The sequence below is a fragment of the Simiduia sp. genome (genome assembly GCF_058345725.1).
Map to the genome: position 1 here is coordinate 24463 of NZ_JBTUOC010000079.1, position 6304 is coordinate 30766.

Sequence of the window (6304 nt, forward strand, 5' to 3'; positions counted from 1 at the left end):
TTTGAATTGTGCAAATTTTGACCAAGGAGTGCACAGGCACTTTCTTATTCTTCCTGTCAAAATGAGGGCACAAGCTCCCGATTACAAGGCTCGCGATTATACCCGCTTAACGTGACGCAACAACCGCTTGATCGGGTCCTGGCGGCACAGGCTTGCCCTGACGTCCGTAGAAGTCGGCCACATAGGCCTCTAAGCGGCCCTCGTCAATGGCTTCGCGCAGCTCGGCCATCACTCGCTGGTAAAAGCGCAAATTGTGAATGGTATTCAATTGCGCCCCCAGAATTTCATTGCATTTATCTAGGTGGTGCAAATAAGCGCGGCTGAAATTCTGACAGGTATAACAATCGCAGGCGGCATCCAGCGGGCTGGTGTCGTGGCGGTGACTGGCATTGCGAATTTTGATGACCCCGGTGGTCGTGAACAGGTGACCGTTGCGCGCATTGCGCGTCGGCATAACGCAATCGAACATGTCCACACCGCGGCGCACCCCCTCTACCAAGTCTTCTGGCTTGCCCACGCCCATCAAGTAGCGCGGCTTGTCGGCGGGCATTTCGGGCACGATGTGATTAAGAATGCGCACCATATCCTCTTTGGGCTCGCCGACCGACAAGCCACCAATTGCGTAACCATCAAAGCCGATATCCATCAATCCCTGCAGCGATTCAGAGCGCAGGTCTTCGTACATGCCGCCCTGTACAATGCCAAACAATGCCGCCGGGTTGTCTCCGTGCGCCTCTTTAGACCGTTTAGCCCAACGCAGACTTAAGGCCATTGACGTACTCGCTTGCTGCTCCGTGGCAGGGTATGGCGTGCACTCGACAAAAATCATCACGACATCTGACCCCAGGTCGCGCTGCACCTGCATGGCGATTTCGGGGTTCAGCTCCACCGGGCTGCCATTAATAGGCGATTTAAAGGTAACACCCTGCTCCGTGATTTTGCGCATTTTACCCAGGCTAAACACTTGGAAACCGCCAGAGTCCGTCAAGATGGGTCCCTGCCACTGAATAAAGTCGTGCAGATCACCGTGCGCCTTGACCACTTCTGTGCCCGGGCGCAACATCAGGTGAAAGGTATTGCCCAAGATGATCTGTGCCCCCGTGGCTTCAATATCGCGAGGCAACATGCCCTTTACGGTGCCGTAGGTTCCCACGGGCATAAATGCGGGCGTTTCCACCACGCCACGCGGAAAACGCAGGCGCCCGCGGCGGGCCCGGCCATCGGTGGTATCCACCTCAAACTGCATAAAAGACACGGTTAAACTCCGGGTTGATCGCCCACATGCTCTTCGTGAGCCAGCGGGTTGTGAGTAATAAACATGGCATCGCCATAGCTGAAAAAGCGGTAGCGCTCTGCCACCGCCTCGCGGTAGGCATCCATGGTGTGCCGATAGCCCGCAAATGCCGACACCAGCATCAACAGTGTGGACTCGGGCAAGTGAAAATTGGTGACCAGGGCGTCCACCACTTTATAGCGGTAGCTGGGGTAAATAAAAATCTGCGTTTCGCCCTGATAGGGCTGAATTTCGCCGCTTTGCGAGGCGGTTTCCAGGCAGCGAACAGAGGTGGTGCCCACGGCGATCACGCGCTTACCGGCCGCCTTGGTAGCCCGAACCAGTTCGCACACCTCGGGCGTCACCTCCATAACCTCGCTGTGCATCTTGTGTTCTAATACATTGTCCACCCGCACCGGCTGAAAAGTACCCGCACCCACATGCAAGGTCACAAAGGCCAACTGTACGCCTTTATCTGCCAGCGCCTTGAGTAGCCGCTCGTCAAAATGCAGGCCCGCCGTGGGGGCCGCCACAGCGCCGGCTTTTTTGCTGTAGACGGTTTGGTAGCGCTCGCGATCGGCGGCCGCATCGGCCCTGTCGATGTAGGGCGGCAATGGCATATGGCCAATCGTTTCCAGCAACTCCAGTGCCGGCGACTCGAATCGCAGCAAAAACAGTGCGTCTTCGCGCCCCTCGACATGGACAGTTGACCCATCTTCCAGCACCAAGAGCGACCCCGGCTTAGGCGACTTGCTGGCTTTCACGTGCGCCTTCACATTAAAGCGGTCAACGACCCGCTCAACCAGCACTTCAACCTGCCCCCCCGACGCTTTTTTACCAAATACGCGGGCCGGAATGACCCGAGTGTCGTTAAACACCATCAGGTCGCCTGGCTCAACTGCGTGCAGCAATTCGGCAAACTGACCGTGGGACAATGCACCGGTTGCGCCATTAAGGCTCAGGAGCCGGCTGCCAGTACGTTCTGGCATCGGATTGCGAGCGATAAGCTCATCGGGAAGTTGGTAGTTAAAATCTTGCCTGCGCATGGCGATGGTCAATATCTGATCAGTTTTGAAAAAAGGACGGCAAGGGTATAGCAAAAGCCTCGCCGCGCCAATTCCCGCGCCAGCGATTCTTTCACACAACTCGGGCGAAAATCAGTTGACGGCCAGAAAGTCGCCGCTATAATCACGCACTCGCTACGGCACAGGCCGCAGCCGGTGTTATTAACGCGCGAATTATGGCTTTTAAAGCAGTGCGCCTTAAACACCCACAGTTTTATGCCAGAGTGGTGAAATTGGTAGACACAGTGGATTCAAAATCCACCGCCCTTAAAAGCGTGCCGGTTCGAGTCCGGCCTCTGGTACCAAATAAAATTTATCTATAGATAAATCAATGACTTAGCCGACCTTGCGTCGGCTTTTTCATATGTGGATTTTAATCCACCCCCCTCTAAAATGTGCAAAAAAACCTCAAAAAATCGGCTTTTTTTCAAACGTTCTGCACAAAAAAAATACAGCTAAGAACCAAAGTGTCAACGATGTGTCAACGCGAATTGCTATCGCCGCAACTCCATCGTTGTGGGGCACAAAAAGAACGAAGCCACACTCTACAAATGCGATGAAATTGCTCCATAAAAGACACCCCTCTCTATAAATGAGACGCCTAATTCCGATCTTGCGCTGAATTAATTGTCACTAGCAAAAGCCTCCACTGAGAAAGGGTCTTGTCTGGGCCTAGGCTAAGACAATAGGCCCGATTTATTGCAACATTAAGACCCCTTAGGATAAGCAATACTACTGAGGCGATTCACTCAAGACTCAAAGGAAACTGGCGAAGATTGCCTGTGTAGCTTCGCCCTACTACAGATACGACAAGCTGCTATGATTACAATTTTTAACTAGGAATCTGAACACTAACGGTGATAGCAAAACTAAAATTAAGCGGATTACAGTAGAAACACCTGGCAACAAATACCCAATTAGGATTAATATTTTCTAACGGGACATATAAAGAGAAAAAAAATGGACGGCCTATTACATCCTGCAAAAAAAGAAAAGCTAATCCAACAAGTGGCCAGCATGCTAAATGAAATCAATGTAACAGCTGGGTTTCACATGAATAAATTAGCCTACGATCTACTAGAAAACATTGATAAATCAATTTCAAACGACAAAAAACTTTTCGAAAAATTAAAATCTTGGATTTCAGAAAACCCTCTAACAGATTTTATTAAGAACGAAATTATCGAAGCTTCCTTATCAGAATACTGGAAGAACTCTGAAGACAACAATCAAACAGTAAATATATTAGACATCCCAGCTTTTACCAACACAAATGAGGCAGCAAAAAAAATAATAGAAAAACTTGAAAGACTACCTAACAGATACGTATACAAATACGAACTAGACGAATTAATTCCAAATCTAGAAAAAAACTCAAAAATAGAATTATCCGAAAATATTATCATCCATCAAAACCTTTCAAGCAACCGAAGCAACAATTTCGGCAATAGAGTTAACAAAACATTAGGCTTAGAAAGACTTCGTGGACCAACACTAAAAACGACCATAGATATATCTGTAGAAGGTTACCATCATAAACTGATGAAATCGAATACAGACAATCTTTCCGACTCCAAAATTAAAGAGATACTAGGCCTAATGCTGGCCACAAATATTATTGCCTCATCCCCATATCAAGACTACAACGACGTACAATTCACTCAAAGCATCTACAGAATAGACGACACACATTCAACCCCTATCTTTAGCGAAGATATGGATAGAGAGATAATTAATGGCGTTAAAACAATTTATTATAAGAAATCGAAACCGGGGATATTTTCGAAAGAAGAAAATGATATATATTTTCAAAAAATTTCATTGGTTAAGAGTGCTTATAATTCGAATTCATCGAGCGATGCACTAAGACATGCCGCAACCTGGGTATTTGATAGCACAGCAACGACCAATCACCTCTTATCCTATATTCAACTCACTACAGCTATAGAAATTTTATACGGAGACAAAGATAAGTCTGACAATTTAGGTATCGGTGAACTAATAAGAAACCGTATTTCCTATTTTCTTGGAAAAAGCACAACAGAAAGAAAGCTAATATCAGATGAATTCAAAGAGATTTACAGAGTTAGAAGTAAAATCGTACATATCGGACATAATAATCTGTCTAGCTCTGACTATAGACTCTATTCCAATTTAAAATTGTTAGTGAATAGACTTATAAGGGAGGAGTTAATACTTCTGAGCAAGGAAGACCCTGAAGAACTTGCAGTATACAACTGAAAATATTCTTAAAAAATCAAGTGCTAAACTATACATCGCCCTTATGATGAAATACTACCCCCTAAAAACGCCTACCTTACATGTCAAAGTATCTCAGATAATCAATAAAATTACTTTTATGGAACAAAAAGGACGAGCGCTTAAGTTACTATCGAGGGACGGCTACGATTTAAAATTTAACTAAATTGAAACAATCCAGGAAAAAAAAGCGCCTAACGGCGCTTTTTTTATGTTTGATCAGATATTAAAGTCTTAAGTTAAAGAGGCAAACGAACATCCATTGTGGGAAAATGGGCAACCACAGAAAGCTCGCCACCCATCGCTTCGACATACTTAGAAACAGATGAAATCAACATATCATCGCGCTTCTCCAATCGCGATATCGAAGCCTGCGTAATCTGAAGAATCTCCTCCAGCTCCTTTTGTGTGATATCTAATTTTTGGCGAATATCTGCAAGAGACATCACAACAAGCTCTTGAAGAGCTTCTTTTTTGGCCTGAGCCACAATAGCCGGATCAGTCTTAGCCTCAAGTTCGCTTAGCGAAATTGTTTTCATAACCACCTCATTCCCATTATGTAACCTCTGCCGCATAAGACTCTAGATAAGCCTTAAAACGACCTTCGGCAATTGGTACGTTCACTGCGTACCAGCGGCTGTTACCGCCTTTATACCCACCTAATAAGCAAAGTGGATTTCTGTCTGGCCCATAAGCGTACAGCACACGAATAGGCCCTTCTTTAGTAGAAACTCGTAACTCACGCAACCCCATCGAGGACTGCTCGATGCTTGACGAGTGAGGGAAACCAAGCTGAACCCCCTTAATCGCCAACAAATTCAAAACCTTTAAAACTTTCACACTGTGCGGTTTAGGCAGGCTATGAAACCAAACATCAAACTCTTCCGTTAACTGAACATTCACTGACATCTAGACTCTCCGATCAAAACATGACCAAATTATAGCTCTAGATGAATATGCAGTCAACTGTATATTTCATAAGGCAAATATAGCTCTTTTATTAAGTGATTACAAGGGTAAGCTGTGGGCAAATTGGGGATAAAAGGGAAAATGTCACGCCAAATTAGCCATACAACCAGGCCTAATCGGACATGCACTGATAGGTAGTAGCCTTTATGGTAATTAGCGGTACTCCAAGGTAACACTGGACGTCGACCAGGAAGACAGTAGCTCTATTGTAACGGCCACTGATTTCATACCAAGTAGCCGCAACTAGGTGTCCAGAAAAAGTTAAATGTTTATCACATTGCCGAATGACGATTAGATCATTTCAAAATCAAAAACATTAGCATTTGAAACCAGCCTTCTAGCTCCCATATCGTGTCAACAAAATGTCAACGCAAAGGTGTAACTACAAGGGTAAACGTGCACGAATATAAGCTAAAAGCCGCGAACTATGGCGAAACATGGCGGAACGTGCACCTATTTTACGGATTCAAAATCCACCGCCCTTAAAAGCGTGCCGGTTCGAGTCCGGCCTCTGGTACCAACACGAAAGCCTCGTCCAATTGGACGGGGCTTTTTTGTTGGTACCAGAGGTCGGCGAGTGCAGGCACCCCGGTTCGACAAACTGTGCAACAGTTTGAACGAGCGCCAGCGAAGCCCCGCAGGGGTGGCAATAGCCCCTAGGCTATTACCATTAATCCGGCCCTGCCCTTGCCAAATAAAGACCTCTCTCATTGAATGGAGCTTTTGGGACAGCACTTAT

The 6304-nt window shown here is 46.4% G+C and carries 5 protein-coding genes and 1 tRNA gene; 2 read left to right on the plus strand and 4 right to left on the minus strand.

Annotation, left to right across the window (positions count from 1 at the left end; all coding sequences use genetic code 11):
* Positions 1 to 106: 106 nt before the first annotated feature.
* Entirely contained in the window at positions 107 to 1246 is a 1140-nt protein-coding gene (gene tgt, locus ACW8F6_RS16185; RefSeq protein ID WP_491576924.1) for a tRNA guanosine(34) transglycosylase Tgt, read from the minus strand.
* Positions 1247 to 1257: 11 nt separating this feature from the next.
* A complete protein-coding gene (gene queA, locus ACW8F6_RS16190; RefSeq protein WP_491576920.1) occupies positions 1258 to 2319 on the minus strand; it encodes a tRNA preQ1(34) S-adenosylmethionine ribosyltransferase-isomerase QueA in 1062 nt (353 codons plus the stop codon).
* 236 nt (positions 2320 to 2555) lie between these two features.
* Between queA and ACW8F6_RS16195 the strand changes: the two genes are divergently transcribed.
* Positions 2556 to 2642 (plus strand) — tRNA-Leu (locus tag ACW8F6_RS16195).
* 655 nt (positions 2643 to 3297) lie between these two features.
* The gene (locus ACW8F6_RS16200) at positions 3298 to 4578 is read left to right on the plus strand and encodes a hypothetical protein (RefSeq protein WP_491576921.1); all 1281 of its coding nucleotides are present in this window, start codon (positions 3298 to 3300) and stop codon (positions 4576 to 4578) included.
* Between the two features lie 257 nt (positions 4579 to 4835).
* Here ACW8F6_RS16200 and ACW8F6_RS16205 read toward each other — a convergent pair whose 3' ends face one another.
* Together ACW8F6_RS16205 and ACW8F6_RS16210 are read right to left on the minus strand one after the other, a co-directional pair.
* On the minus strand, positions 4836 to 5135 hold the full coding sequence (locus tag ACW8F6_RS16205) for a helix-turn-helix domain-containing protein (RefSeq protein ID WP_491576922.1): 300 nt from the start codon (positions 5133 to 5135) through the stop codon (positions 4836 to 4838).
* A gap of 16 nt (positions 5136 to 5151) precedes the next feature.
* Entirely contained in the window at positions 5152 to 5505 is a 354-nt protein-coding gene (locus ACW8F6_RS16210) for a type II toxin-antitoxin system RelE/ParE family toxin (RefSeq protein WP_491576923.1), read from the minus strand.
* Positions 5506 to 6304: the final 799 nt, after the last annotated feature.